Genomic DNA, 26198 nt, shown 5'->3' with positions numbered 1-26198 from the left:
GGAGAGCATAAGGAATGCTGAAATTAACTTACACTGAAAGCAGTTTTGATTTGGAATGTCTCACTCTGTCGCTAGAAGAATGGGTAGCGCAGCGAGTGATTTTGGCCCTGCGAGTTGGGCAAAGTTTATGCATTGAGCCCAGTACTGCTTCCTTTTTGCTCCCTGTTGATTTGCCAGGAGTAGAAGTGCTTAAGGCTGAGGTAAAAAGAGATGACAGAGAAATCATTGCTCTGTGTGCCTCTGATACCCAATATATGGAAGTCACTCTGCAAGGTTCTTGGTTATCAGATAGTTCTAAGGATGCTGTAGGTGTGTTTTTCACCACTATGAGCGATCGCGCTGAGTTCTTTTTGCACAAACTTTGGCAGGAAGCTCAAGCTTGTGCTTCTGTCATGAGCGAATAAACGAAATAGTAGGGTGAGAATTTCTCACCCTTTATTGCGCCATTTGCAACAATTCGGGAATTGTCACAAATCGGTAGCCTTGCTGTTTGAGTCCACTGATAATTTGTGGCAAAGCTTCTACAGTTCTTCGGCGATCGCCACCACCATCATGCATCAAAACAATAGAACCTGGTTTAGCGCCTTTCAAGACATTATTTACAAATGCTTGTGGTTTGGCGTGAGGATCGGTATCAGCTGAAGTTAGCGACCACATAATGACAGCATCTTTCTGGCTTTTTGCATACGCGGCTAGTCCGTTATTTAAAAAGCCTCCAGGAGGACGAAATAGAGAAGTTTTCACCCCTGTAGTTTTGTATATCAGGTCAGATGTGCGATCGATTTCACTCTTAGCTGTGGCTTCATCCATTCGCCGATACCAATGATGCCAAGTATGGTTGCCAATGGCGTGTCCCTCGGCAACCACTTGTTTAGCTAGGTCAGGATTTGCTTGTAAGGCTTGTCCTACCCAAAAGAATGTCACTTTAACATCATTTTGCTTGAGAATATCCAGCATTTCCAGGGTTGTTTTTGGCCAAGGCCCATCATCAATGCCTAGAGCAATAACCTTTTTGTTGCTGCTCAGTTGAACCTTATAAACTGTTTTTCCTTGAAATTTAGTTGGAACTGTAAATGTAAGGTTTTCTACTTTCGCTGATGGCGGTAGTTCATTAACTTGTCCCTTTGCTGGATTTTGAACTTGTGCAGTATGGCTTTTGCTGATTGGCTCGTTCAACCCCAATTGTGGGGAAGCGCTTGGAGAAATACTACAAGCTGTAATCGTAGAGGCGATCGCGACAAAACTAATTATCTTTTGTCGCTTGAGGTAGTTGTTTGTCACGTCAGGCTTTTAAAAACTCAACCAATCATAAGCTGTAGTTTTAGTTTTAAGAGGTATGAATAAGTTGGAATCTAAGCACAGAAGCTTTTCTAGACAATTTCAAAAAAACTTTCTCAAACCCCTTGACACCTCTTGTAGTATTTTGTAGTATATTTGTAGTGAGGCGAAAGACAAAGCTTCGCAAGGGTCAAAGTCATGTTCTACATACAACTCAAACAGAGACGCTGGAATCAACCAGAGTCCTTAGTCAAGAAAGCCGCTTCTACTTGTAAACCATCTGAAGTAGAGGCAATTAAACAAAAAAATTTTAAGTTTGCACTTAGCAAAACCACAGAATACATCCGTAATACACAACAGGCTTGCTACCTAGAGTTTCGGTTGTTTTCCTAACAGTTTCTCACAGTAAAAAATAAACTTTCTGAACCTTGAAAACTAAATAAGAAATGGGCAAGTTCACCAAAATTCTGTGCCTAAAAACCTAAAAATTTAGGCACAGATTCCAAAAAATCGGGGTGTAGCTCAACTGGCTAGAGCGTTCCGTTGTCTGCGGAAATGTTGCGGGTTCAAGTCCCGTCACCCTGGTTGTAGTCCTGTAGGCGAATAGTTTAAGCCGTCAGTTTACGGCAGTCGCTACAACGGAGGGAACCTCCGCAACGCGCTGCCTCCTCAAACTGAAGATTGCGAGTGCGAATCTCGTCGTCGGGACTCCCAAATGGTCAGGTAGCCAAGTGGTTGAAGGCGTTGGTTTGCAAAACCGATTAGCGCGGGTTCAAATCCCGCCCTGACCTCTGGTGCGATCACAGTGTAGCTTAATGGTAAAGCCCCTGGCTCATACCCTGGTATATGCGGGTGCAAATCCCGCCGCTGCCACCAAATGCAGGGATGGTGTAACGGTAACACCTCGTGACTCCAAATCCGATGTTCTAGGTTCAAATCCTAGTCCCTGTGTCAGACAATTTTAGATTTTTTAAATTTATAAATTTAAAAAATCTAAAATTCGGTAAATTATGCCCTCGTGGACTAATGGTTAAGTCAGTGTTCTTTCAAAGCACAGATGCGAGTTCAATTCTCGTCGAGGGAATGATTATGGGTCGGTGGCCGAGTCTGGCTGAAGGCGACAGTCTGTAAAACTGTTCTTTTTTGCACGCAGGTACCCTTAGGGAAGCAAGCTACAAATCCTGCTCGACCCACTATGGAGAGGTGGCTGAGTGGCTAAAAGCGTCCTCCTGCTAAGAGGAAGCGGGTAGCTAATACCCGTCGCAGGTTCAAATCCTGTTCTCTCCGTTTTGAGAGTGTGGTGTAACTGGATAACATCTCAGTCTACGAAACTGAAGACGTGAGGGTTCAAATCCCTCCATTTTCGTTACATGGGAGAGATGATGGAGTGGCTAATTCGAGTTGAATTAAACCAGTCCACTGGGTAAAACCCATCTCTCCTTCTTATCCCCCGGTAGCTCAGTTGGTAGTTAGCGCCTGTCTGTTCGCGAAGCGTGTCTGAAAGACAAGAACAGGAGGTCGTCGGTTCGATTCCGACCTGGGGGGCTTCGTTGCCTCATAGCTCAATGGTAGAGCAAGCGGCTGTTAACCGCGCGGTTGTAGGTTCGAGTCCTACTGAGGCAGCCATTCATTGCCGGGTGGACGAATTGGTAAGTCGCATCGCTCTGAACGATGAGGTTGCAGGTTCAAACCCTGCCCTGGCAATAAAGCCCTGTGGTGTAATTGGCAACATAGCGCCCTTTGAAGGCGAAGATTCCAGGTTCGAGTCCTGGTGGGGCTGCCAAACTTTGCTCTTGTAGCCCAACTGGAAGAGGCTGCCGTCTCAAAAACGGTATGTTGTGGGTTCAATTCCCACCAAGAGTACCAAAACTTGCTCCTGTAGCCCAATTGGAAGAGGTGGCAGACTTAAAATCTGTTTGTTTGTGGGTTCGACTCCCACCAGGAGTACCAACGGGATGTAATTCAGCGGCCAGAAGCCATGCTTTGGGAGCATGGAGTCGCAGGTTCAAATCCTGCCATCCCGATATGCCCCTGTGACGGAACTGGCATACGTGCTGGAATCAGAGTCCAGATTTTGCAGGTTCAAATCCTGTCAGGGGCACTAATGCTCTCGTGGCGGAACGGAAGACGCACTAGACCGAGGATCTAGTTTTTTGCAGGTTCAAATCCTGTCGGGAGTACCAAAATATCTGGGTGTAGCGCAGATGGGAGCGCGGGAGTTTCGGGAACTCCAGGTCGTAGGTTCGATCCCTGTCACTCAGATTTTGCCCTTGTAGCCCAACGGAAGAGGCACTTCGCCTAGAACGAAGAGGATGCTGGTTCAAATCCAGTCAGGGGTATTGGTGAATATGCGGGGATAGAGCAACGGTGGCTCGTCAGGCTCATAACCTGAATATCAGCAGGTTCGACTCCTGCCCCCGTCACCAAAAATAGTGCTGGTGTAGCTCAATTGGCAGAGCAACTGACTTGTAATCAGTAGGTTGCAGGTTCAATTCCTGTTACCAGCTTGACTAAGGATGTCGGTTCAATTCCGACCAGTATCCACCAAAAAATATGGGGTCATAGCTCAAATGGCTAGAGCGCCTGCCTTGCAAGCAGGAGGTTATGGGTTCAATTCCCATTGATTCCACTGATGGTATCTGAAGCCAAAGTGTCGAGGCGCTGGTTTGTGGAACCAGTCAAAGCGGGTTCAAGTCCCGTCTGATACCCCTCAATGGAAGATGCAGCTGAATGGACGGCAACTGGTCTTGAAAACCAGGGTATGGGCAACTGTAGGGGTTCGATTCCTCCATCTTCCTTTTTTCCACCTGGAGCCGAAAAGCGAGGCGCTGTGCTGATAACACAGAAATAGGAGGGGCAGTACCTCTCAGGTGGATTTATATCTAAGTTTGGTGTTACAAAGCTTGCGATGTAAAAAATATACGATCGCACCGACTCATTTCTTAAATTAACTAGGGTGGTTGGCATATCGGCTGTGCAGCGAGCTTTTAACTCGCAGAAATAGGTTCGACCCCTATACCACCCACTAAAACAATTAAAAATTTAAAATTTAAAATTCAAAATTAAGAAATGCAATCTTAGTTAGCCTTTTGGCAATCGCTAATATGCAACTTGAATGCGGGTTGGGTTATGAATAGGAACTAGCGATCGCTAATTTAGCATGTTGCAATAGTATATCTCTATCCAAAATTTCTACGGGATATTGCGGTGTCACTGCCAGTAGTTTCTCAATTCTTTCTCTGGCTGCTTCCACTACTGATTCGTCTAAGCTACCATTGCTAAGAGAATCGACAAAATCTTCAGCGATCTGATAGGTTCTTTCAATAGATGATGAATTGATATTGCGCGAGACAATGAACAGGTCACAACCTGCATGAAACGATCGCGCCACAGTACCAGCTTTCATAAACATATCTGAGATCGCTTTCATATCCAAGTCGTCAGATACAACCACTCCCTGAAAGCCAAGTTCTTTCCTAAGTATGCTGTTGAGGATAGGCTGGGATAGCGTTGCTGGTAAATCTGCATCTATCTTAGGAAATAAAATATGGGCAGTCATAATTAAAGGAATCTGTACTTCGATTAGGGCTTTGAAAGGTATAAGTTCTCGAAGTCGCAGGTCTTCTAAAGTTAAATCCAGTATTGGTAGCTCAATATGAGAGTCTTTGCTAGTGTCTCCATGTCCGGGGAAGTGTTTGGCGCATCCCAAAATTCCTGATTCTTGAAGCCCAAGGTAGTAGTCACGGGCATCTTTTGCAGCGATTTCGGGAGTGTTACCGAAGGCACGAGGCCCAATGACAGGGTTGTGGGGATGGGAAAAAACATCTGCTATAGGTGCCCAAGATAAATTTATTCCCAGTGATTTTAGTTCTGTTGCTGTGGCTTTTGCTACTTCCTGGGCGTGCGATCGCAGCAACAATGCATGAGTAAATCGCGTAATCGGCAATGGTGTACGAATGACACGACCTCCTTCATGATCCAAAGTCATAAACATTGAATCACGTTCAGCATATTCTCGTATCTGGTTGTTTAAATCCTTAAAGCTTTCCAACCAAACTTGATATGGAGTGCCATCCAAAAAGTTCTTAGCAAAAAATATCACCCCAATCGGCTTTAATTCACTGAGTGCGCGTTTATCGTCATCGCTTAATGTAGCGCCGGAAATCCCTAGAATCAGGTGATGTCCAAAGCGTTTTAGCTCCTGCGATCCACTCATAATTTTTTACCTAACTGAGTTGTTTAATAGCAGTCTATAACCAGTATCCTAGATATTTTCTCAGATCGGATACACGAATTCTCAAAGAAATCAACTACTTTTGAGATTACCTATTTTAAGTCAAAGAATTACTTTTATTTACCTAAATTCTCTGCACATAAATCTAGATGAAATACACGCCCAAATCTATTACCAACAAGGGTATTACTAATTTTTTGGGTTAGATGCACCTCAGTAAAATTCCCTTTGGCAAAAGTTTTTTAGGGAAGCGATCGCACAATAACCGTCAAATGTAACAGATTGCAACGTATAATGAGAACGATAAAACCGTTAAGAAATATTGAAGGGCATTAGGGTTAAATGCGAGTAGCGATCGCGGGTGCTGGTCTAGCAGGACTTTCCTGCGCGAAATATCTCACGGACGCAGGTCATACTCCCATTGTCTTGGAAAGCCGGGACGTACTGGGTGGTCTGGTTGCGGCGTGGAAAGACTCTGATGGCGACTGGTACGAAACCGGGTTACACGCCTTCTTTGGGGCATATCCTAATATGCTCCAATTGCTCAAGGAGTTGGGCATTGAAGATAGACTCCAGTGGAAAGAGCATACACTGATTTTTAATCAACCAGACAAGCCTGGAACACTCTCACGTTTTGATGTTCCAGATATTCCATCTCCTTTCAACGTCATAGCATCGATTCTTCGCAACAAAGATATGTTGACTTGGGAGCAGAAGATTCGATTTGCCGTTGGCCTACTTCCCGCAGTGGTTCGGGGTCAGAAGTATGTCGAAGAGATGGACAAATATAGCTTCTTAGAGTGGTTGAAAAGGCGAGGTGTTGATGAGCGGGTAACTAGTGACGTTTTTATCGCCGCATGTAAAGCACTCACCTTTATCAATCCTGATGAAGTTTCCGCAACGATTCTCTTAACTGCACTAAATCGTTTTCTGCAAGAACGATATGGCTCCAAGATTGCATTTTTAGATGGTTCTCCCACAGAACGTCTATGCAACCCGATTGTAGATTACATCACAGAACGCGGTGGAGAAGTGCGGCTAAATGCCCCCTTGAAAGAAATTTTGCTCAACGCCGATGGCACGGTGAAGGGATACTTGATTCGAGGGTTAAATGGGGCAGAAGATGAAGTTATTACAGCTGATTCGTATGTATCTGCCATCTCAGTTGATCCTTTGAAAGTTATGTTGCCTAAACCTTGGAAGCTTATGGAGTTCTTTCAAAAGCTAGAAGGTTTAGAAGGAGTACCAGTGATTAACCTCCATCTGTGGTTTGACCGGAAACTTACAGAAATTGATCACCTACTTTTTTCGCGATCGCCCCTCCTAAGCGTTTATGCTGATATGAGCAATACCTGCCGTGAATACGCCAACCCCAATCGCTCAATGCTGGAATTAGTTCTAGCTCCGGCAAAAGATTGGATTGCCAAATCCGATGAGGAGATTGTGGCTGCAACGCTTGCTGAATTGGAAAAACTTTTCCCAGACCACTTTGGGGGAGACAATCCAGCAACATTGCTAAAATCTCATGTGGTGAAAACGCCGCGTTCAGTTTACAAAGCGACCCCTGGTCGTCAACAGTACCGTCCCGCACAAGTTACGCCCATTGCCAACTTCTATCTCGCCGGAAGTTATACCATGCAACGCTACTTAGGCAGTATGGAAGGTGCCGTACTTTCTGGTAAGCTGACAGCGCAGGCAATTTCTGAGGCTCTCCCGGTAGCAAATTCCTCAAACCTGCAAACGCTCACCCGACCGCCCGCAACGAATGCTGCAACTGCCTGATTCCCCCCCGCGCATGAAAACGCTGGTCTCTGTAGACGAGTCATACAAACTTTGCCGACATCTCACAGCAAAGTATGCCAAGACTTTTTACCTGGGTACTTTGCTCATGAGTCCGGTAAAACGTCAATCTATTTGGTCAATTTACGCTTGGTGTCGCCGTACAGATGAATTAGTGGATGGGCCCGCATCTGCTATTACCACGCCAGAAACCCTAGACCTATGGGAACAGCAGCTGGAATCGATTTTTGCGGGACGACCATTAGAAAATTACGATGTCGCTTTAGTTGATACCCTCCAGCGCTTTCCGATGGACATTCAGCCCTTTCGGGATATGATTGCCGGTCAGCGTATGGACTTATATCGCAGTCGTTATGAAACCTTTGAGGATTTATACCTCTACTGTTACCGCGTTGCTGGCACTGTTGGCTTAATGTCAACAGAAGTCATGGGTGTAGATAGCACCCTATACACCGCTCCGTGGCATCAGAACAAACAACCATATCTTCCCACAGAAGAAGCGATCGCTCTGGGAATTGCCAATCAACTCACCAACATCCTGCGGGATGTGGGAGAAGATGCCAAACGGGGGCGAATCTACATTCCCCTTGAGGACTTGGAAAAATTCAACTACACCGAGCAAGACTTCTTCAAAGGTGTAGTAGACGATCGCTGGCGGGCGCTAATGCGCTTTCAAATTGAACGGGCCCGCCAATTCTATACCACGTCAAACCAGGGAATAACTTATCTAGCATCCGATGCCCGTTGGCCTGTATGGGCAGCATCAATGCTGTACGGCCAGATTTTGGAGGTGATTGAACGCAACGATTACGATGTGTTCAGTCGGCGAGCTTTCGTTCCCCAGTGGAAAAAGTTACGCACCTTGCCCTTAGCTTGGATGCGATCGCAAGTCCTTTAAAAAATTAGTCATTTGTCCCTAGTCCTTAGTCCTTAGTAGTTTATAAATAACCAACGACTAATGACAAATGACAAATGACCAATGATAAATGACTATTGACTCTTAAAAGCAAGTCTGATAACATTGATATTCGTGAGTCATGGAGAGGTGGCTGAGTGGTCGAAAGCGGCAGATTGCTAATCTGTTGTACGGCAGGCAACTCCGTACCGAGGGTTCGAATCCCTCCCTCTCCGTTTTCCAGCCTTTGATAGACACCTAGTAATACGCAGGCTATGTTCTGTGTGGAACAATAATACTAATCTAGTGTAAATATTTCTACTCCCAAAGATGGATGATATGATTTATCTTTTGGAGTCCTGATAAGATACAGCTAATTTAAAAATCTAGTTTGAATCTTACTTTTAGGCTCCTAAATATCTGAGGAGTCAAAGTTACTTATGAGAAAAATTAGCGCCGTCTTAACCTTTAGTATAGCTACCCTAGCAATTGGATTCCTAGTTGGAGCTTGTGGTGATAGTAGTAACCCTAATGGTACAGCTACCACTGGAAGTAGTGCGACCCCAGCAGCAAACTCAACTACGATAAGCAGTGATAAAGGGCTAAAAATTGGTTCTCTACTACCGACGACAGGCGACTTGGCTTCTGTCGGACAACAGATGCTGGGTTCTGTACCTTTACTAGTCGATACGGTCAACGCTTGCGGTGGAGTGAATGGCGAACAAGTTAACTTGGTGCAAGTAGATGACCAAACCGACCCGAAAGCGGGTGCAGCCGGTATGACCAAACTAGCAACTTTAGATAAAGTAGCAGGTGTAGTTGGCTCCTTTGCCAGTAGCGTCTCTAGTGCAGCAGTCTCAATTGCCACACCGAATAAAGTTATGCTGGTTTCCCCTGGTAGTACCAGTCCTGTCTTTACTGAAAAGGCCCAAAAAGGCGACTATAAAGGCTTTTGGGCGCGTACTGCTCCCCCTGATACCTACCAAGCACTAGCTTTAGCCCAACTTGCAAGAAAAAAAGGTTTCAAGCGAGTTTCTACAGTTGTGATTAATAACGACTATGGCGTTGGCTTTGAAAAAGCATTTGTGCAAACTTTTGAAAAATTGGGTGGAACTATAGTTAATAAAGATAAGCCTGTTCGCTACGATCCGAAAGCCCAGACATTTGATACAGAAGCGGCAGCTGCCTTTGCTGGTAAGCCAGATGCAGTTCTAGCTGTACTTTACGCTGAAACTGGCAGTCTGTTCTTGAAAGCCGCTTATCAGCAAGGTGTGGCGAAGGGAGTGCAAATTCTGCTTACAGATGGGGTGAAATCACCTACTTTTCCAGAACAAGTTGGCAAAGGCAGTGATGGTAAATATATTTTAACCGGAGCGATCGGTACAGTACCCGGTTCCGATGGTAAAGCACTAGAAGCTTTCAACAAACTGTGGAAGGATAAAAAGGGTAATGAACCAGGGGAATATGCCCCTCAAGCTTGGGATGCGGCTGCATTATTGACATTGGCAGCACAAGCTGCTAAAGAAAATACAGGCGTTGGAATAGCCGGCAAAATTCGTGAAGTCGCTGATGGCCCTGGCACAGAAGTTACCGATGTCTGCGAGGGACTGAAGTTACTGAAAGATGGTAAAAAGATTAACTATCAAGGAGCTAGCGGCAACGTAGATGTTGATGCTAACGGCGATGTCGTTGGTGTATACGACGTTTGGACAGTTGGAAACGATGGCAAAATCAAGGTAATTGACAAAGTTACCCCCAAGTAGAAAATCAGGAATTAGGAGTTAAGAGCTATGAATGAAATATTACTAACTCTTAACTCCTAACTCTTATAATCCAGTGAAGTTGTAACCAACTCCTAACAACAAGCCGACATCAGTTTGATCGAAAAATCCTGCATTGACAGAGGCCGTTGCTGTGAATTGAGGAGTTAGAGGCACATCAATGCCACCAGTTACCAAAAAGGCAAATTGCGAATCATCACCAGTTTTGTAAGCTCCACCCACTCCAACGTAAGGTGCGATCGCTAACGGTTCGCTAAAAGCATCTGCTGATTTGAAGGTAAAATCGTAGGTGATCGGAAGCAAAATGGTCGTGTTGTCGCCAAATACGGCTGAAGGACGTACCGATATAGAATTTGTCAGTCCGACTTTACTAACTACTGCAAAGTTACCATCGCCCAAAGACGAGCTACCATCACCACTCAAACCAATGTTAGCAGCAACGCCAATATAGCTACTGCCACCACGGGTTGTTCTGCCTAAATCAATATCCGATTGTGCCACTTTGGTAGCAGATGGTTGAGTAGTCGTTTGAGAAGTCGGTTGGACAAACTTAGAGGTGAGAGTCGCAGACGAGGTTGCCACTGTTCCTGGAACTGGTGTAGACGTTGCACTGGCATTTTCCTGTATTACAGGATTTTGGAGCTGCTGTACCTCAGCTAAATTTGTGGCTGTAAATGTTTCAGTTGTTTCTGTAGAGAGATTTTGGCTTACAGAGTCTAGTTCTGTACTAAACTCATTGGGAGACGCTACGGTTGCGGAAGAGTCAGTTAATACCTGACTGCTTACCTTGTCTACTGTCTGGGCACTTGCAGATAAGCCGCTACTCAGAACTACAAGAGCAGCTATACCTGGCAACCAAAAAACACCTTTACGAAGAAAAATAGTATTCACGTTCACTCCTAAAACAACATTGCCACGAAAAATAAAGGTTTTTGTTGATTTAAGTCAACAAATTCCGGCAATACTCAAAATTTAACACCAAAAAATCGGATTTCACATCCTTACTTTGCTGGATTTATCTATGGTCATAACGCACCAATAATCTAGAATAGTGCGTTACAGCTACCGCATAAGACACCCTACAAAACTAGGTTTTTAGGACTTATGTATACACCGTAGTACAGGGAACGTGGAGATACAGGAAAAGGGCTTACCGTCGATTATGATTATTCTATTTACGCCATCCAGGACTATGAATTGCGGTTTGTAACAAAAAAAGTGAATTGTGAAGTAATATTACGAAGTTTGCAAAAATATTTAGAAATTGTCTACAAAGCAAACATGGTTCTAACGTAGAACCTATATAGGAGAGACTTGAGGCAAATGTGATGAGCGGAAATAATATTCAAAAGTATCGGTTTGTCTGTACCCTGACTTTTGGTGACATCTACGGCCAAATAATTGTTTGGTTAATTACAATTACCCTAAGTTTGGCATCTGCCTTGGCGCTGATGGGTGCCAAGCGTCCTGTGTACGCTTTAGCAACTGCGGGTTTGGTCGTTCTGCTATCGCTACCTTTCTTGTTGTTTGCGTTTGTCACTACCTTGTTAAATCATATTGAAGTCAGTCCTGTAGGGCCGGGAACCAAAATGGAACCCATACCAGGTAATGTGTCTCAACAACAACCTGTACAAGCAGCTAGCTAAAGATTTAGGAGACGCGATTAATTGCTTCTGTCTGTACATGAGAGATGCGATTAATTGCTTCTGTACAAAAGTTAGGATTAAATTTTCATTCCTAATTTCAAAATTTGTCATAATATCCCTGTCTAGAGGCAGGGAATTTTTTTGTAGAGACGCGATCGCAGCAATGCACTGCCTGATTAATCACATCTCTACAATAGAACAGCAGTGCTTTGCAATCAGGGGGCTAATTATGCTGGAACACGATGTAATTATTGTTGGGGGTGGATTGGCGGGATGTCGTGCGGCGGTGGAAATTGCTCGCACTGACCCTAGTTTAAATATTGCTGTGGTTGCGAAAACACACCCAATTCGCTCCCATTCGGTGGCGGCTCAAGGTGGTATGGCTGCATCGCTAAAAAATGTTGATTCCCAAGATAGTTGGGAAGCACATGCTTTTGATACTGTCAAGGGTTCTGATTATTTGGCAGACCAAGATGCTGTGGCAATTCTTACCCAAGAAGCGCCAGATGTGGTAATTGATTTGGAACATTTAGGCGTTTTGTTCTCTCGCTTACCCGATGGTCGCATTGCCCAACGAGCTTTTGGCGGACATTCCCACAACCGCACTTGTTATGCTGCCGATAAGACCGGTCACGCAATTTTGCACGAATTGGTTAACAACCTGCGGCGTTATGGGGTGCAAGTTTATGAAGAATGGTATGTAATGCGTCTCATTTTGGAAGAAAATGAGGCCAAAGGTGTGGTTATGTTCCATCTTTTGGATGGACATATAGAGGTGGTGCGAGCCAAGGCGGTGATGTTTGCCACTGGGGGCTATGGTCGCGTTTATAATACTACCTCTAATGATTACGCTTCTTCAGGTGATGGTTTGGCAATGACTGCGATCGCAGGTTTGCCCCTCGAAGATATGGAATTTGTGCAATTTCATCCCACGGGTTTATATCCAGTAGGGGTGCTGATTTCAGAAGCAGTAAGGGGTGAAGGGGCGTATCTGATTAATAGTGAAGGCGATCGCTTTATGGCGAATTATGCACCCAGTCGGATGGAATTGGCTCCCCGTGATATTACCTCACGCGCGATCGCTTATGAAATTCGCGCTGGTCGTGGTATTAATCTCGATGGTAGTGCTGGTGGTCCCTTTGTCTATCTGGATCTCCGCCATTTGGGTAAAGAAAAAATTATGAGTCGCGTCCCCTTCTGTTGGGAAGAAGCACACCGCTTAGTGGGCGTTGACGCAGTAACTCAACCAATGCCAGTCCGCCCAACAATTCACTATTGTATGGGTGGTATTCCAGTTAATACTGATGGGCAAGTCCGCAGTAGTGGTGATGGTTTAGTTGATGCTTTCTTTGCGGCTGGCGAAACATCTTGTGTTTCCGTACATGGTGCCAATCGCCTTGGTAGTAACTCCCTGTTGGAATGTGTCGTTTATGGTAAGAGAACTGGGGCTGCGATCGCCAAATTTGTCCAAAAACGGAAGTTGCCCTCTGTAGATGAGCAACGCTATGTAACGGAAGCCCAGCAACAAATCCAAGCTTTACTAGAACAACCAGGGCAGTATCGCATTAACCAAGTTCGTCAAGCCTTTCAGGATTGTATGACTGAGTACTGTGGTGTTTTCCGCACAGAGGCATTAATGAGTGAAGGGTTACACAAACTAGAAGAAATACAACAGCGATATCCACAAATTTATTTAGATGATAAAGGTAGTTGCTGGAATACAGAACTCGTGGAAGCCTTAGAATTGCGAAGTTTGATGATAGTGGGACAGACTATTTTAGCATCAGCGCTGAATCGTCAAGAAAGTCGGGGCGCTCATTTCCGCGAAGATTATTCCGAGCGAGATGATACAAACTTTCTGAAACACACGATGGCTTACTATTCACCAGCAGGAATTGATATTCAATATCGACCGGTGGCAATTACTATGTTTGAGCCAAAAGAACGGAAGTATTAGCTAAAGGTAAATTTATATGGGAAATCGAGGGGACTACAAAAACTTTGTCCACCTCGATTAAAAATATGAAATGATTAAGTTATCAATCAGAACCTAATTGTTTCTGAATCACAGCTATTATCTTTTCTTCCCAAGCTGGATCATTTAATTGTATTGCAGCATCACGATGACGAGATTTTCGTCTATCCATGTAAGCATAAAAGGCTTCCTTATCATCCTTGTGGGTGAGAAAGTAACTCTTTAGCTCTTGGTCGCTCATTGCTGTATAGTTTACCTGATTCATAGTTCTATACTACATTCATGGTTCTATACTACCATCTGGCTTAATTTCTAGCTCTATTCCTTCGTCTTGCCCAGCTAATATAAATATATTGAGCGATCGTTCATCTAATCGCACGATGTGAATTGGCTGGAACATCACATTTGTAAGCTGATGGCAAAGTCTATACAAGGATCGTAGCTGTTCTACTCTTGGTTGTAGCTCGTCCATGAATTTTTCTATTTATAAATTTATATGTAACAGAGTTAATTATATAAACCCATCCAGCGATGCTCTTATAGTTGTGATTCTCACATCCTATTTAGCATTCCAAATTAACTTCCCCTTCTCACCGGGATACGCTGCTCCCTCTTTGTCACGCCACTCGAAATATATTTCAATTGGCATTTTCAAATTCTTCATTAAGTGCAAAGTGTTACGCCAAGCAAGATTTGAATCTACACCCTGTATCGAAATATTTACCTCTGGCAAGTAGTGAAAACCAGAATTAATTTTTTCACCCTTAACAATATGGGCAAGGGTTAGCTTTATGAGTTCCTCTACAGAAAATCCTTCTCGAATAGCCATTTTGTGTGCTGCATCGACGATTTTGTTCCAGTTCGGTTGATGAATTTCCTGACTACCAATTACGGCTCGAAGCACTCTGGTATAGTGTAAATTACTTGGAGTATCAGGTTCAAGAACTTTATAATTCTCGGTTTCAAAAACTTGTTGAGGCTGGTAACGTGCCTCATATTCATTCAATAACTTCTCAATAACAGTGATGGGTGTATCCTCGAAAGGGACAGCCAGGGCTTGGAGCCTTTTGTAAATGGGATCAGGTATTCTGATAACCGGCATCATATATCCTTGTGTATTTACTTACTCTATATTTATCTGTAACATAAATATATTTAAAATGCCAGTTACTTTTTAATCTGTATCAGTCCATCCAGGTTTTCCGCTAAGACCAGAAGTTGAAAACGCTTTATATTCAAGCTGCTTTGAAGGATGAGATTGCAGCCATAATTGATCAACATGGGAATTGGAAATTTGTTGTATGATGCAGAACCTCAACCAGATGACCAATACTGAACTTAAACGATATCTTTCAGAACATAGAAATGAAGAAGAAGCATTTCAGGCTGCATTGCAAGTTTTGATGAGTCGTTGTGACTCTGCTACACAACAACTCTATCCTTTTGATCTAGATAATCCTGAGAGCGAGGTAGAAGCTCTCCTCTTAGAAAAACTCAATCGAACTGAGTGAGAAGCGATCGCCAACCATAACAGATGTGGTGACTCAGTGATGTAAAATCCTGAAGAGAGAAAAAGGTGATTCACAGAGTCTGAATAGAATGGTACAGGATAGGAAGTCAACGGTTGTAATCACAGGTGCCTCTTCAGGGGTCGGTTTGTACGCTGCCAAGGCTCTTGCTGAAAGGGGATGGTATGTAGTGATGGCCTGTAGGGATGTAGCCAAAGCTCAACTGGCAGCCCAATCTGTGGGAATCCCGCATCAGGGCAGCTACACTATCATGCATATCGATCTTGGCTCTTTGGATAGCGTTCGACAATTTGTGAAGAACTTCCGAGCAAGCGGACACTCTCTAGACGCTTTGGTGTGCAACGCTGCAATTTATATGCCCTTAATAAAAGAGCCTTTACGCAGTCCAGAAGGTTACGAGTTAACTGTCACCACAAATCACCTGGGACATTTCCTTTTGTGCAATCTGATGCTAGAGGATCTGAAGAAGTCATCTTCAGAGCCAAGGCTCGTAATTTTGGGAACTGTTACCCACAATCCAGACGAACTGGGTGGGAAGATTCCGCCGCGTCCAGACTTGGGCGATTTGCAGGGCTTTGCAGAAGGGTTTAAAGAGCCGATCTCAATGATTGATGGTAAAAAATTTGAACCAGTCAAAGCTTACAAAGACAGTAAGGTTTGTAATGTGCTGACTATGCGGGAACTGCATCAGCGCTATCACGAATCAACTGGTATCGTCTTCAACTCTCTCTATCCGGGATGTGTTGCAGAAACGCCACTATTTAGAAACCACTATCCTCTATTTCAGAAAATCTTTCCATTATTCCAGAAGTACATAACTAAGGGATATGTGTCTCAGGAGTTGGCGGGAGAACGAGTTGCGGCGGTGGTTGCCGATCCTGAGTACAATCAATCTGGTGTGTATTGGAGTTGGGGAAATCGTCAGAAGGAAGATGGTAAATCCTTTGTTCAAAAGGTTTCTCCTCAAGCCCGCGATGACGACAAAGGCGATCGCTTATGGCAACTAAGTGCTAAATTGGTCGGGCTGGCTTGATGGGATATGATTTGGCGTTAACCTTGTGCATGATTGATCTTATCTGTCCAGAAGTCACAGATGAGAATTTTTTACGTAAGTAAGCCTGAATTGGCCTATATGTGCCGCTTTTCTAAAGTTATATCTCTCCATTGCCCACTCTTGACTTTTACCTATAACAGATGTACGATCAGACTCGCATTGAAGGGGAGTAGCTGCTGGCAAAAAAATAAAAGCCAGTACATCTGAATCAACATACTGGCGATGAGCCTGGTTCAGATGGCAGATAATCAATATTTGAAAGCGAGACCTTCACTAAGTTCACACCGAAAAGTGTAAACTTGGTGAGGTCTTTTGGTTCTCATCAAGCTTCACATCGGTAAAGGATTCTTCAGGAGCTTGAGAGAGTGTTAACAGCTTTTACCGCAGGTTTATTATTAATTACAGTTTCCGAATTAGGCGATAAAACATTTTTTATTGCTGTTATTTTGGCAATGCACCACCCACGGCGGCTGGTATTTATAGGTGTGACAGCTGCTTTAGCCGCGATGACAATCGTTTCGGTGCTATTTGGACAAGCGGTATCTTTGTTGCCAAAAGCTTACATTCATTACGCCGAAATAGTTTTGTTTCTTGCCTTTGGTATCAAGCTGTTATATGACGCGAGTAAGATGTCTTCGGCTGCTTGTGATACGGAAGTTATAGAAGAAGCCGAAGCTGCGGTGAAAAAAGCAGATTTGGAATTACCAAAGAAAAAGACTTCCTTAGCGATTGTAATAGAAGCCTTTATATTGACATTTATGGCAGAGTGGGGCGATCGCACCCAAATTGCCACCATTGCCCTAGCCGCAGGTAATAATCCCATTGGAGTGACAGTAGGTGCAATTTTAGGACATACCATTTGTGCTGCGATCGCAGTTATTGGTGGCAAAATGATTGCCGGCCGCATTTCTGAGCGTCAACTCACCCTGATTGGCGGATGCCTGTTTTTAGTCTTTGGTTTCGTAGCTGCCATTGAAGGAGCGTGAGGAAATAAGCAGGGAGCAGGGGAGCAGGGGGACAAGGGAGACAAGGGGACAAGGGGGACAAGGAGAAATTATTGAACAAGTCTCTTCCTTGTCTCCCTTGTCTCTTCTCTATGCCCAATGCCCCATGTGCCATGCCCATTACTTAGGTGTACTTTTCAATGAAGGCGCGGGAGATACGGCCGAATTAGGAATGGGGGAAGTCATTCCTGCTTTTTTAATTTCGTCTTTGTACTGAGCAGGTGCTAAAGCTGCGGCACTATCAAATAAGGGTTTTGCATCTGCGTCTTTGCCCTGTTGTTTCAAGAGCATCGCTTTTGCCACAACGGGGCGAAAATCTTTAGGATCTCTCTTAATTGCTTGGTCATATACAGAGCTAGCTTGAGCGTAGCGTTTCTGGGAAGCATGAACAGAACCTAACAGCACCTGCACGGCTACTGTATCTACACTTCCAGGCTGAATTGTATTTACTTGGGCTGCTTTCGAGAGGGTTTCTTGCAGCAAACCAATAGCTGCTTCTGGGCGTTGCTGACTGATTAACAAAGCCACCATTCCTTGCAAAGCCTTCAAATCGCCAGGTTTTGTAGACAGAATTGCGCGATAAGCTTGAGCGGCTCCTTCGCGATCGCCTATTTGCTGTTTAGCTTGAGCTAGTAGCACTGAATATTCTGACTGTTCGGGATTTAGCTTGGCTAGCTTTTCCAGAGGTTCAATGACAACTTGGATATCAGCCGGTTTAACCTCACTTTTTTCTTTTTGACTCAGTAGTTGTAGACGCGCCTGCAATAAGCCCTTAAGCGCAGTCTGATTTTCTGGTTCCCTTTGCAAAACCAGTTCATAACCCCGTACTTCATCTTCTAATTTTGATTTTTGGTCAGCAGAAGGTAAAGTGCCTCTGGTGCTAGCGGTATTTTGGTTTGAGGATGGCGTATTATTAAATGCTCCAATTATGGGAATCACCGAAACACCCACAAAAGCAAGAACTGCCAGCGCCAAGACGACTTGAACTATCCAGCGATTGCGTGTTTGATGCACAGTTTTGTCTTCCTCCTGAACTCTAATGACATTATCATTTACACAAATCGTAAAGTTATAAATTTCCAAAACTTTGCGGAATATCGCCAATTGCCTGTGAATTTTATAACAATTAACTATTTACACTGCTAAAGTAAGTGATGACTTTAGGAGGAGCCGTCAGAATTGTAGCTATGATATGCTTCCGAAACTAGTGTAAAGGCGCTAAATTACACGTTTAATGTACAAACACTAAATTTAGCGCCTTTAGGATTGTATAGAGTACCCTAGTGTGAATTTGTGAAAAGCAAATATACTTTCATCAATCGCACAAATGCTCTTTCCAGCTACCTTTATAAAATCCCACAATGGGATGTGTCTCCGCCGCAAGGAGTTTTTATGAATTCCGACCTGATGCCGTTGCCTGAATCCTCCAATTCTTCTGCCTCTAACCAGGGCCCAAATAAAATAGAGGCTGCCTCTAATGTTCACATAGTAGCCAAGCCCTCTAAACTTGAAAATTCGCCTGTCAACCCCAGCGAGACTGACTCAAATGGGAACTTAGTCAATCGACAGCAACCGATTCCGCCTCCCAGCGAACCGATGCAGTACCGAGCTATCGGATTAGTCCGGGGTCGCTATCATGCTAGCAGCGAACAATTTACTCAAGGTACACTGCTAACCACAGATGGTGTAGAACTCAATGCCGTCCTCCTAGGCCGGATTATGAGCTTAGTCAAGAATCATCTAGACTTAGAAAAAGAACACTTGTGGGTAGTATATCCACGTACAAGACAAGAAAATGACACCTTGCACATCCAAATCGTCGGAGTTTGGGAGCCAGAAAATCTGGCTAAAAGCTCAACAGATGAGGATGAGTCAGATTTAGAAGAGTTGCAAGAGTCACAGACACTTGATGATGGCTTATCCGAAAATTCTGAATTAAGCACAATTCCCGCGATCCCCTCATCAGAAGTAGCTGATGGTGGTTTTTCTGTTCGTGGTGAGGTAGTATACCAATCTTTTGACGCTAAGAGTTTGGTAGTCAAAATTAGGCAGGCTGCACGCAAACCAACTGACAAACCCAAGTATTTCAAGTTGAAATTGAGGGGTGTCCTGACCACCAAAGCGGTAGGAAAGTTCTGGGATTTCCAAGCCAAGCGAGAAGCTGATGTTTTGATCGTAGAAAAAGCTGAAGCGATCGCTGACTTGCCCAAAAAACGCAAACCACCATTCAGAGGTGGCCCTCGTGCTGGCGGTGGCGGTGGTGCTAGTGCTGGTGGTAGAAAACCATTCCCCCCCAGACGTAGTGGCGAAACTCCGCGTCCCATCAAAAAAACAGGCGCAGGCGGCGACACTTCTGTAGTGTCAAAACCTATACCAAGAGCGCCCGCTCCGAAGCCTATTATCAAGCGGCCGAAACCAACTCAAGATTAGGGAATTGGGCATTGGGCATTGGGAACTTGTACTGAGGGTATCGCTAAAGCGAAAGCTCCGCTAACGCGTAGTGTCTCGTAGAGAAGCCGTAAAGCCTGCGGCATAGCTACGCTTAAGGCGTAGCCTCTCCAAGAGTTGTATTGGGCATTGGGAATTGGGCATTAGTTATTTTTCCTCTGCTTCCCCTGCCTCCCCTGCTTCCTCTGCCTCCTCTGCCCCCTGCCCTCTGCCCCCTGCCCTCTGCCCCCTGCCCCAAGATCAAAAATCCGTTCGACGGTCTTGGGGTAGAAAAGATCGCTCCATCGGAATTGGAGAAACTGGTTCTGTGAGGGTAAACGTTCCTGCTTCGATCCACTTTTTCAACTCTAGGGCGACTTGCCTAGAAAAAAACAAACTCGCTAAGGGGGCAGAGCGTACAGCTTTGCCCTCAATAGCGATCTTCCCAGATTTGAGTTGGGCATAACTCACCAAACCAAAAGTGGGACGAACGCGCCGGGGAATGGAAAAATCTACTATTGGGGCTACTAAGTCTTTATCCTGTACGGCGCAGTGTTCAACTACTTGTTCATTTAATACAGGGAGTGGGACACCAACGCCTAACATTAATGAGGGACCATAACTTTTAAAGTAACAACCCCGTACCCAATGAGCATCCATTTGTTTGGCATCACCAATTAAAGCTAAAGTCGCAGAAGGCCCAATTGGTGTACGATTAGCTAAACGTTTTTGTAAGGGGAAGTGCTGAGTGCCTTCCCAGGCAACATAGCCAATACCGCCGCCTAAAAAAATTCGAGTCCCTATACCAACAAGTTGCAAATCTGGATCGTTGAGTAAGGGTGAAATAGCACCGGGATTAGAGTAAACGGCATTCCCCAAACGGGGTTGTAAAGGGCCCAGATAGGTGAAGAGGGGGCGATCGCCACCATTTACACCAACAATAAAATTTTGATAAAGATTGCGCGGATTGAATAAATAAAACTGATTAATCGTTTCACGGGTAACTGTAGTTTCAAAACTTGCTCTGGGGTAGCAATCTGTTACTTGTCCTTGCGCTTTTACATGTATAGCTTTACCAGCGATTAAATCTTCGATTACATGACCGCCGCCACGTTCTCGGACTTCCTCTCCGTCTGTCGTCTCCACAGCACAACTCGCACCCAAATATAAATCTACTGCCCCGAAACCAGAGTATGCTGGTACACCATCTAACCAACAACGACGAATTTTGATCGGAGGGTCAGTGTGTCCGAGATTGATAATTGCACCGCTTGATTCCATCGGCTCAAAAGTACCAGTGGTAATTACGTCAACTTCTTTAGCCGCTTTAGTAACACCGATTTCTACAACTCGTGCTTTTAACTCTTCAGTTGTCAACACTACCGCACGTTGGCGGATGATTTTCTCGTTAATTTCTGCAATTGTTCGCATCTTATAAGTGCTAACGCTTCCTGCTATCTTCCTCTTTGAAGGATATCTTGATAAATCAGAGAATCTTGCATAATTTCCTGTCGAAATAGTTGTCTGCCAATCTTGACACGACAGCTTAACACCTCCAATAGGCTTAAAATTCCTCAAAAAATCAATTCAACTATTGCAAAGTCCAAATCATATATTTTTCGGCATAAGTAAGCAATTAGTATCAAAAGTTTTTAAACATCTGTGTAAAATTACTATTAAAAAAGCCTTGCATTATCAATCAAATATATATGGTTAGGATTGATTAGGCTTGCTGGATCTAGATAATTTTACGTCAACAGAAAGAAATATTTCTGGCTTTTGTAAAGCATCTCAGCCAACAAGTTAATCAAGAAATGGGAGCTAATAAGTAGATGCTAGAAGTTTTGCTAAGGGAGAACTACTTAAAAGCAATTATACAAGAATGTCTAAATAAAAGTTAGAACTCTATATATTTGCAAAGTTGTCCTGACTTCTACCCCCTCAGCACAATTAATTCTATTTATTGCTATTCATTTTATTGCTACATTTCATCCGATAACGAATTGAGTAAGAGGCAATTACTACTTCTGAATTACCTAATCTTAATCAAAGAAACCAAAAGAGAATTTCTGATAGGATTGAAAATTTATCCTCTACATCAGATGAAAAAAAGTTATTTAACTTGAAAGTAATTGAGTATTTATTACTTGCAGCTTTTGTTTCTTCCGCACTCTTTATTGTTTTTCTTTCAGAAGATAAAACAGTTGTCATTTCTGGGGCAGTAACTCTAAATTTATTATTTTTTTTGTTGCTTATCAACAGACAAGTATTCCAGAATTATAAGAAGGTGGCTTATCAGTCAGAACTCACCAAAAAAGCTGAACTGTATAGTTATCTATTAACTAACCCTAATTCTTGGGATAAAGAGACACTGACTCTAACAAGAGGAAAGGTTTTACAATACAGCTAAGACTTGATTGATGATTATAAAAAAATTAGGGGTGTATCAAGGAACCTTTACTATAGTTTGCAAATTGCGGTGATTTTATCAGGAGTCACACCAATTTTAGTTCTGGTAGACAAATTAGAAGCAGGACAAGCTTGGCTCAAATGGCTACCTGTACTCTGCCCAGCTATTGCTTCTATAGTTGCCAGTATAGTTATCTCTTTTCCTTTTCAGAAGAATTCACTTGCTGCTAACACAGCAGTTGAATTATTAGAAGCTGAACAAGAAAAATTTATATTGGGTGTGACTCCACCTTATCGCTGCTATGATATATCTGACGAAACGCAACAGCAACAAAAGACAAGTCAAGCATTAGAATACTTTATTGTTCAAGTGAACAATATTCATCTCAACCAATTGCAACAAACGAGTGACAGGAAATCAGAGAAGACAGAATCTATTTCTTCATCTAATGAGTTAAACAAAGCAGGAGCAGAGGTAACGAAGTAGAAAGATACTTGATTAGTTAATTGCGATAGCTAATCAGTTGAGTATTAGTTCAAATAGGATTTCTTCAGACTAACTGGAAAGGCTAAGATTCCCAACTTATAAAAAAAACCGAAAATCTTAATTGTTATTTTACACAATTGCAGCTTTTGCAAAATAGGAGAGGGGTAATAAAAACCCCTTTCCTATTTTGCTGACTTCTGTAATAAATTTAATGTATTATAGTAATCCGATTTGATTTTTGTTCGCGCAGCGTGGCGTAGCCATAATTATTTGCGTGGTGCGCGTTGGCGTTCGCGGAGCGTGTCGCAGACAAGCCTCTCGTAGAGAAGCGCAGCGCAAGCGCGATAGGCAGGCAACAGGCAATAGGCAATCTTGCTAAAGTCAAGAAGGCTCTTTGAGCTATACTGAATTTTTTCAAGAATCAAATATGAGCCATATAGCTGGGTTTGTGGTTAAAAATGCTTGTTACAATGTTGGTTTTTGATTCTAGCAGCGGCTTCGTGTACTAATACAAAAGCAAAATTTAATAGAAAGGCATCACGTCAAAAGCATCTAGCGAAACCACAATTTTTTCATCTATATCATCATTGAGAAGACTTATATAGATTTGGGTTTAGAGGATCTACTCGGTTTGTGGATGGACCGAACCGTATTGCTTTATTTACAAAATTTTACAATCAGTAATTATTGTTTAATAACAGTATTAAATAGTTTAATTATCTGCTTAACTGTCTTAACTGTCTTCTAATTGTTCAATTTTAGTTTAATTATCTGCTTAACTGTCTTAACTGTCTTCTAATTGTTCAATTTTAGTTTAACTATCTGTTTAAATGCTTGAGCCTACGTATTGCTTTTTTTCTATAACCATGAAAGATTATGAGAACACCATAAATTACTAAACATTCATTTGCCATCATCTGAAATGAGTAAGACCTAAAACAGATTTTTCAAATCTCCTATCTTTAGTTATAGGGAACTTGAGTTAAAAGTCACATAGTTCTTTATCTGGACTAAGAGCATTTTATCGAAACAGAATTCAGGAGTTAGGAGTCAGAATTCAGTTGGGTATTCTGTACGACTGGCGAATAAATAAATAACAGGCGTTTTTGCACTCCCACCAAGTCTACGATTTGGTGGTCTTCAATACGCTCTTTACGAGACGCTATCAGTCGCGGGTTTGAATCGCCTACAGATTGATTCTGACCAAAGGTGGAGTGTCTTTGGCTTTGCTCCTGAATTCTGAATTTTTCTTCAAATTATTCCCTTGATACGAGCCACCACCAAAAAACTACACGTGGGGACGTAGCGCGATTGGTAAAGATGCTCATCAATTGCCAATCTCAGCCACGAAATGAAGACAGCAAGAAGACTCCAGAGGAGGTTACGCGCAGATCATGCAACCCTTTGAACTGCCAGAATTTTACATGCCTTGGCCCGCGCGGCTGAATCCAAACCTGGAAGCGGCGCGATCGCATTCCAAAGCCTGGGCTTACCAGATGGGGATACTTGGCTCAAAAGAGGAAGCGGAAAGCTCGGTTATCTGGGACGAGCGCACATTCGATGCTCACGACTACGCCTTGCTTTGCTCGTATACCCATCCAGATGCACCAGGAACGGAGCTTGACCTAGTGACCGACTGGTATGTTTGGGTGTTCTTCTTCGACGATCACTTCCTTGAAATCTATAAGCGTACCCAAGACATGGCTGGGGCGAAGGAGTATCTCGGCAGATTACCAATGTTCATGCCAATTTACCCCACTGAAACCCCCCCAGTACCTACCAACCCCGTGGAGTGCGGCTTGGCCGACCTGTGGTCTCGCACCGCATTTACTAAATCTGTGGACTGGCGACTTCGATTCTTCGAGAGTACCAAGAACCTCCTGGAAGAGTCTCTGTGGGAACTCGCCAATATCAACCAGGATCGAGTCGCTAACCCCATCGAATACATCGAAATGCGCCGCAAGGTTGGTGGCGCTCCGTGGTCAGCGGATCTCGTCGAACACGCCGTGTTTATAGAGATTCCGGCTGACATTGCCTCGACTCGGCCAATGCGTGTGCTAAAAGACACGTTTGCCGATGGAGTGCATTTACGCAACGACCTCTTCTCCTACCAGAGAGAAGTGGAAGATGAAGGCGAAAATGCCAACTGTGTGTTGGTCTTGGAGCGCTTCTTAAATGTGAGTACCCAGGAGGCAGCTAACCTCACCAACGAACTGCTGACCTCGCGGTTATACCAGTTTGATAACACTGCCGTCACCGAGTTGCCCCCCCTCTTTGAGGAGTATGGACTAGACCCAGTGGCTCGTGTGAACGTTCTCCTTTATATCAAAGGACTTCAGGACTGGCAGTCGGGCGGTCACGAGTGGCACATGCGATCAAGCCGTTACATGAACAAGGGAGGAGACAATTCTCCAACATCTACGGTTCTGGGAGGACCCACAGGGCTAGGCACATCGGCTGCGCGGATTGAATCGTTATATGCGGCCTTGGGTTTAGGAAGAATTAAAAGCTTCACTCACGTTCCATACCAGCCTGTGGGACCAGTGACCCTGCCGAAGTTTTACATGCCGTTCACTACAAGTTTGAATCCTCATCTCAATGCCGCACGGAAGCATTCTAAGGAATGGGCGCGCCAGATGGGGATGCTGGAATCACTACCTGGGATTCCTGATGCCGTCATCTGGGATGACCACAAGTTTGATGTTGCCGACGTAGCTCTCTGCGGTGCGTTGATCCATCCGAATGGGTCTGGTCTTGAACTGAATCTGACAGCGTGCTGGCTTGTTTGGGGAACCTATGCCGACGATTACTTCCCGGCGCTCTACGGGAATAACCGCAACATGGCTGGTGCGAAAGTATTCAACGCTCGACTGTCGGCGTTCATGCCTCTGGATGACTCCACCCCCAGCGAGGTTCCGACCAATCCAGTGGAAGCGGGCTTGGCAGATATTTGGTCTCGCACAGCTGGTCCCATGTCTGCCAACGCACGGACTCAGTTCCGCCGCGCAATCCAGGATATGACTGACAGTTGGGTGTGGGAACTCGCCAACCAGATCCAAAATCGAATTCCTGACCCGATAGATTATGTTGAGATGCGCCGTAAGACCTTTGGCTCGGATCTGACCATGAGCCTGTCGCGACTAGCTCAGGGGAGCGAGATCCCGCAGGAGATTTACCGCACCCGAACGATGCGATCGCTCGATAATTCGGCCGCCGACTTCGCCTGTTTAACCAACGATATCTTTTCCTATCAGAAAGAAATCGAATTCGAGGGCGAAATCCATAACTGTGTGCTGGTCGTTCAGAATTTCCTCAACTGCGATTTGCCGCAGGCCGTCGAAGTTGTCAACAACCTGATGACCTCTAGGGCGCTCCAGTTTCAACTCATCGTCGCCACCGAACTGCCAGTTCTTTTCGATGATTTCGACCTGGATGCAAGTACCCGCGAGAAACTGCTCGGATACGTCAAGAAACTAGAGCAGTGGATGTGCGGCGTCCTCAAGTGGCATATAACGGTAGACCGCTATAAGGAATTTGAATTGCGTAATTCGTTAGCAGGGCGGCTACTTAGCGGTCCCAGAGGGCTGGGTACTTCAGCTAGGCGTATTGGATCGTTGATCGGTCAGGGGAGTCTCAAGTCATTACTCGGTCAATGAAGTCAGGTTTTTTTGTCGGTGAC

General features: G+C 44.2%; 20 protein-coding genes, 27 tRNA genes and 1 pseudogene. 40 read left to right on the top strand and 8 right to left on the bottom strand.

Going from position 1 to position 26198, the window contains the following annotated elements:
- Positions 1-14: 14 nt before the first annotated feature.
- Entirely contained in the window at positions 15-404 is a 390-nt protein-coding gene (locus NPUN_RS14125) for an alr0857 family protein (RefSeq protein ID WP_012409304.1), read from the top strand.
- Between the two features lie 31 nt (positions 405-435).
- On the opposite strand, the gene NPUN_RS14120 is transcribed toward NPUN_RS14125, so the two are convergent.
- Positions 436-1281 (bottom strand): polysaccharide deacetylase family protein, encoded by an 846-nt coding sequence (locus NPUN_RS14120; RefSeq protein ID WP_012409303.1) that lies wholly within the window; start codon positions 1279-1281, stop codon positions 436-438.
- A 195-nt stretch (positions 1282-1476) separates the two neighbouring features.
- Here NPUN_RS14120 and NPUN_RS14115 point away from each other — a divergent pair, with 195 nt between their 5' ends.
- From NPUN_RS14115 to NPUN_RS40715, 27 genes are all read left to right on the top strand, one after another.
- Positions 1477-1671: a hypothetical protein gene (locus NPUN_RS14115; protein WP_052304597.1), complete on the top strand. Its 195-nt coding sequence runs from the start codon at positions 1477-1479 to the stop codon at positions 1669-1671.
- 118 nt (positions 1672-1789) lie between these two features.
- Positions 1790-1863, top strand: a tRNA-Asp gene (locus NPUN_RS14110).
- Positions 1864-1867: 4 nt separating this feature from the next.
- Positions 1868-1992 (top strand) — tRNA-OTHER (locus tag NPUN_RS40740).
- 3 nt (positions 1993-1995) lie between these two features.
- Positions 1996-2069: transfer RNA gene (locus NPUN_RS14105), tRNA-Cys, on the top strand.
- Positions 2070-2080: 11 nt separating this feature from the next.
- A tRNA-Ile gene (locus NPUN_RS40735) sits at positions 2081-2154 on the top strand.
- Between the two features lie 3 nt (positions 2155-2157).
- A tRNA-Trp gene (locus NPUN_RS14100) sits at positions 2158-2229 on the top strand.
- Between the two features lie 62 nt (positions 2230-2291).
- Positions 2292-2362, top strand: a tRNA-Glu gene (locus NPUN_RS14095).
- 7 nt (positions 2363-2369) lie between these two features.
- A tRNA-Tyr gene (locus NPUN_RS40730) sits at positions 2370-2471 on the top strand.
- Between the two features lie 4 nt (positions 2472-2475).
- A tRNA-Ser gene (locus NPUN_RS14090) sits at positions 2476-2565 on the top strand.
- Positions 2566-2569: 4 nt separating this feature from the next.
- Positions 2570-2644 (top strand) — tRNA-Arg (locus NPUN_RS14085).
- An 81-nt stretch (positions 2645-2725) separates the two neighbouring features.
- Positions 2726-2823 (top strand) — tRNA-OTHER (locus NPUN_RS14080).
- A 6-nt stretch (positions 2824-2829) separates the two neighbouring features.
- Positions 2830-2904 (top strand) — tRNA-Asn (locus NPUN_RS14075).
- Between the two features lie 5 nt (positions 2905-2909).
- Positions 2910-2982, top strand: a tRNA-Gln gene (locus NPUN_RS14070).
- A 3-nt stretch (positions 2983-2985) separates the two neighbouring features.
- Positions 2986-3061: transfer RNA gene (locus NPUN_RS14065), tRNA-Gln, on the top strand.
- Positions 3062-3067: 6 nt separating this feature from the next.
- A tRNA-Leu gene (locus NPUN_RS14060) sits at positions 3068-3144 on the top strand.
- 6 nt (positions 3145-3150) lie between these two features.
- Positions 3151-3228: transfer RNA gene (locus NPUN_RS14055), tRNA-Leu, on the top strand.
- 1 nt (position 3229) lies between these two features.
- Positions 3230-3302, top strand: a tRNA-Pro gene (locus NPUN_RS14050).
- Between the two features lie 3 nt (positions 3303-3305).
- Positions 3306-3379: transfer RNA gene (locus tag NPUN_RS14045), tRNA-Leu, on the top strand.
- A 5-nt stretch (positions 3380-3384) separates the two neighbouring features.
- A tRNA-Leu gene (locus NPUN_RS14040) sits at positions 3385-3461 on the top strand.
- Between the two features lie 6 nt (positions 3462-3467).
- Positions 3468-3540, top strand: a tRNA-Pro gene (locus tag NPUN_RS14035).
- Between the two features lie 4 nt (positions 3541-3544).
- Positions 3545-3617 (top strand) — tRNA-Leu (locus NPUN_RS14030).
- Between the two features lie 10 nt (positions 3618-3627).
- Positions 3628-3704, top strand: a tRNA-Met gene (locus tag NPUN_RS14025).
- Between the two features lie 8 nt (positions 3705-3712).
- Positions 3713-3785, top strand: a tRNA-Thr gene (locus NPUN_RS14020).
- Positions 3786-3833: 48 nt separating this feature from the next.
- Positions 3834-3907 (top strand) — tRNA-Ala (locus NPUN_RS14015).
- 6 nt (positions 3908-3913) lie between these two features.
- Positions 3914-3986 (top strand) — tRNA-His (locus NPUN_RS40725).
- Positions 3987-3993: 7 nt separating this feature from the next.
- Positions 3994-4076: transfer RNA gene (locus NPUN_RS40720), tRNA-OTHER, on the top strand.
- A 156-nt stretch (positions 4077-4232) separates the two neighbouring features.
- Positions 4233-4303: transfer RNA gene (locus tag NPUN_RS40715), tRNA-Lys, on the top strand.
- 102 nt (positions 4304-4405) lie between these two features.
- Here the strand turns inward: NPUN_RS40715 and NPUN_RS14010 are convergent.
- Entirely contained in the window at positions 4406-5494 is a 1089-nt protein-coding gene (locus NPUN_RS14010; protein ID WP_012409302.1) for a glycoside hydrolase family 3 N-terminal domain-containing protein, read from the bottom strand.
- A 360-nt stretch (positions 5495-5854) separates the two neighbouring features.
- Here NPUN_RS14010 and pds point away from each other — a divergent pair, with 360 nt between their 5' ends.
- The 4 genes from pds (at position 5855) to NPUN_RS13990 (ending at position 9970) form a co-directional block, all read left to right on the top strand.
- On the top strand, positions 5855-7294 hold the full coding sequence (pds, locus tag NPUN_RS14005; protein ID WP_012409301.1) for a 15-cis-phytoene desaturase: 1440 nt from the start codon (positions 5855-5857) through the stop codon (positions 7292-7294).
- A complete protein-coding gene (gene crtB, locus NPUN_RS14000) occupies positions 7278-8210 on the top strand; it encodes a 15-cis-phytoene synthase CrtB (protein WP_012409300.1) in 933 nt (310 codons plus the stop codon). Before pds ends, crtB begins: the two co-directional genes overlap by 17 nt.
- Positions 8211-8351: 141 nt before the next feature.
- A tRNA-Ser gene (locus NPUN_RS13995) sits at positions 8352-8443 on the top strand.
- Positions 8444-8647: 204 nt separating this feature from the next.
- Positions 8648-9970 (top strand): ABC transporter substrate-binding protein, encoded by a 1323-nt coding sequence (locus NPUN_RS13990; RefSeq protein WP_012409299.1) that lies wholly within the window; start codon positions 8648-8650, stop codon positions 9968-9970.
- 63 nt (positions 9971-10033) lie between these two features.
- On the opposite strand, the gene NPUN_RS13985 is transcribed toward NPUN_RS13990, so the two are convergent.
- On the bottom strand, positions 10034-10879 hold the full coding sequence (locus NPUN_RS13985) for a hypothetical protein (protein WP_012409298.1): 846 nt from the start codon (positions 10877-10879) through the stop codon (positions 10034-10036).
- A gap of 437 nt (positions 10880-11316) precedes the next feature.
- Between NPUN_RS13985 and NPUN_RS13980 the strand changes: the two genes are divergently transcribed.
- Both NPUN_RS13980 and NPUN_RS13975 read left to right on the top strand, forming a co-directional pair.
- A complete protein-coding gene (locus tag NPUN_RS13980) occupies positions 11317-11634 on the top strand; it encodes a hypothetical protein (protein ID WP_012409297.1) in 318 nt (105 codons plus the stop codon).
- A gap of 229 nt (positions 11635-11863) precedes the next feature.
- Positions 11864-13591, top strand: coding sequence for a succinate dehydrogenase/fumarate reductase flavoprotein subunit (locus tag NPUN_RS13975; RefSeq protein WP_012409296.1), 1728 nt, complete (start codon positions 11864-11866; stop codon positions 13589-13591).
- A gap of 82 nt (positions 13592-13673) precedes the next feature.
- Here NPUN_RS13975 and NPUN_RS13970 read toward each other — a convergent pair whose 3' ends face one another.
- The 3 genes from NPUN_RS13970 to NPUN_RS13960 form a co-directional block, all read right to left on the bottom strand.
- Positions 13674-13874, bottom strand: a complete 201-nt coding sequence (locus tag NPUN_RS13970; protein ID WP_012409295.1) for a DUF6887 family protein — start codon at positions 13872-13874, stop codon at positions 13674-13676.
- A gap of 15 nt (positions 13875-13889) precedes the next feature.
- Entirely contained in the window at positions 13890-14081 is a 192-nt protein-coding gene (locus tag NPUN_RS13965; RefSeq protein WP_041565401.1) for a DUF6888 family protein, read from the bottom strand.
- 87 nt (positions 14082-14168) lie between these two features.
- Positions 14169-14714: a T4SS efffector SepA family protein gene (locus NPUN_RS13960; protein ID WP_148220315.1), complete on the bottom strand. Its 546-nt coding sequence runs from the start codon at positions 14712-14714 to the stop codon at positions 14169-14171.
- A 196-nt stretch (positions 14715-14910) separates the two neighbouring features.
- Between NPUN_RS13960 and NPUN_RS13955 the strand changes: the two genes are divergently transcribed.
- From NPUN_RS13955 to NPUN_RS13945, 3 genes are all read left to right on the top strand, one after another.
- Positions 14911-15120, top strand: a complete 210-nt coding sequence (locus NPUN_RS13955; protein WP_041565400.1) for a DUF6887 family protein — start codon at positions 14911-14913, stop codon at positions 15118-15120.
- 88 nt (positions 15121-15208) lie between these two features.
- Positions 15209-16171, top strand: a complete 963-nt coding sequence (locus NPUN_RS13950) for a protochlorophyllide reductase (protein ID WP_012409292.1) — start codon at positions 15209-15211, stop codon at positions 16169-16171.
- Positions 16172-16557: 386 nt separating this feature from the next.
- Positions 16558-17178 (top strand): TMEM165/GDT1 family protein, encoded by a 621-nt coding sequence (locus NPUN_RS13945; RefSeq protein WP_012409291.1) that lies wholly within the window; start codon positions 16558-16560, stop codon positions 17176-17178.
- A 138-nt stretch (positions 17179-17316) separates the two neighbouring features.
- Here the strand turns inward: NPUN_RS13945 and NPUN_RS13940 are convergent, their stop codons facing one another.
- Complete coding sequence (locus NPUN_RS13940) at positions 17317-18210, bottom strand: tetratricopeptide repeat protein (protein ID WP_041566141.1); 894 nt, start codon at positions 18208-18210, stop codon at positions 17317-17319.
- 378 nt (positions 18211-18588) lie between these two features.
- On the opposite strand from NPUN_RS13940, the gene NPUN_RS13935 reads away from it, so the two are divergent.
- Positions 18589-19626, top strand: coding sequence for a hypothetical protein (locus NPUN_RS13935; RefSeq protein ID WP_012409289.1), 1038 nt, complete (start codon positions 18589-18591; stop codon positions 19624-19626).
- A 258-nt stretch (positions 19627-19884) separates the two neighbouring features.
- Here NPUN_RS13935 and NPUN_RS13930 read toward each other — a convergent pair whose 3' ends face one another.
- Entirely contained in the window at positions 19885-21054 is a 1170-nt protein-coding gene (locus NPUN_RS13930; protein ID WP_012409288.1) for a homocysteine biosynthesis protein, read from the bottom strand.
- Between the two features lie 586 nt (positions 21055-21640).
- Between NPUN_RS13930 and NPUN_RS44995 the strand changes: the two are divergent.
- Together NPUN_RS44995 and NPUN_RS13920 are read left to right on the top strand one after the other, a co-directional pair.
- A pseudogene (locus tag NPUN_RS44995) lies at positions 21641-22519 on the top strand (DUF4231 domain-containing protein).
- Between the two features lie 1394 nt (positions 22520-23913).
- Positions 23914-26175, top strand: coding sequence for a family 2 encapsulin nanocompartment cargo protein terpene cyclase (locus NPUN_RS13920; RefSeq protein WP_012409287.1), 2262 nt, complete (start codon positions 23914-23916; stop codon positions 26173-26175).
- The last annotated feature ends 23 nt before the right edge of the window (positions 26176-26198 follow it).

Origin of the sequence: Nostoc punctiforme PCC 73102 (assembly GCF_000020025.1) — a bacterium.
Taxonomy (GTDB): domain Bacteria; phylum Cyanobacteriota; class Cyanobacteriia; order Cyanobacteriales; family Nostocaceae; genus Nostoc; species Nostoc punctiforme.
Note: the sequence above shows the minus strand (reverse complement) of the source record. Positions and strands in the feature narration are given on the sequence as shown.